Source organism: Agromyces humi (assembly GCF_009720255.1).
GTDB lineage: Bacteria > Actinomycetota > Actinomycetes > Actinomycetales > Microbacteriaceae > Agromyces > Agromyces humi.
On sequence record NZ_WJSP02000652.1, the window covers coordinates 1 to 1158 of the forward strand.

Here is a 1158-nt window from a genome sequence, read left to right on the forward strand (position 1 = left end):
CGCGCGGCGAGCCGCCTCGCCGCCGAGGCCGTGGGCGAGCTCCTCACCGAGGGCACGCGGCACGAGGTGACGGCATGATCGTGCTCTCGCTGCAGTCGGGCACGTCGGCCGACGGCATCGACGTCGCGGTCGTCGAGGTGGCGGCGCAGGATGCCGGCGAGCGGCCGGCCGTGGGCATGCGGCTGCTGCACGCGGAGACGGTGGCGTGGTCGGCCGAGGCCCGCGACCGCATCCTCGCGGTGTCAGCGGGCGAGCCGCTGTCGGCGGGCGGGTTCTGCGAACTCGACACTCGCCTGGGCCAGGCGTTCGCGGATGCCGCGGTGGCGGGCATGGACGCCACCGGCACGGTGCCCGACCTCGTCGTCTCGCACGGCCAGACCGTCTTCCACTGGGTCGAGCACGGGCACGCCCGCGGCACCCTGCAGCTCGGGGAGCCCGCGTGGATCGCCGAGCGCGTGGGCGCGCCCGTGCTCTCGCATCTGCGTGCCGCGGACATCGCGGCGGGCGGCGAGGGCGCCCCCCTCATGGCCGTCTTCGACGCGGCGTGGCTCGGCGCGGAGGCCGCCGCCAGCGGACGCGCGATCGCCACGGTGAACCTCGGCGGGATCGCGAACGTGCAGCTGGTGCGACCGGCCGGCGACGTGCTGGCCTTCGACACCGGCCCCGGCAACGGCCTCATCGACGCCGTCGTGGTGCGGGCGACCGACGGCGGCCTCGGCTACGACGACGACGGTCGCCTCGCGGCTGCCGGACGGGTCGACGCCGCGCTGCTCGACGAGCTGCTGCGGCATCCGTACCTCTCCGCCCCGACCCCGAAGACCACCGGGCGCGAGACGTTCGACCTGGGTGTCGTCGACCGGGCGGTCGCGGCATCCGGAGCCGAGTCGCTTCGGCTCGAGGACCTCGTCGCGACGCTCACCGAGTTCACCGCGCACACGGTGGTCGACGCGGTCGCGGGCGACGAGGCGGCAGCGGACTCGCCCGCCCTGCTGGTCTGCTCGGGCGGCGGCGCCCTGAATCCCGGGCTCATGGGCCGCATCACCGCGCTCGCCGCCGCCCGCGGCGTCGCCGTCGAGACGAGCGACCGGCGCGGCATCGACCCGTCGTTCAAGGAATCGCTGATGTTCGCGTTCCTCGGCTTCCTGAGCTGCCACGGCG

General features: G+C 75.5%; 1 protein-coding gene. It reads left to right on the plus strand.

Annotated features, from left to right (window positions below; translation table 11 throughout):
• Nucleotides 1–74: 74 nt before the first annotated feature.
• Nucleotides 75–1158, plus strand: a 1084-nt coding sequence (locus tag GH736_RS23235) for an anhydro-N-acetylmuramic acid kinase (RefSeq protein WP_159607412.1), incomplete at its 3' end; no start/stop codon positions are given.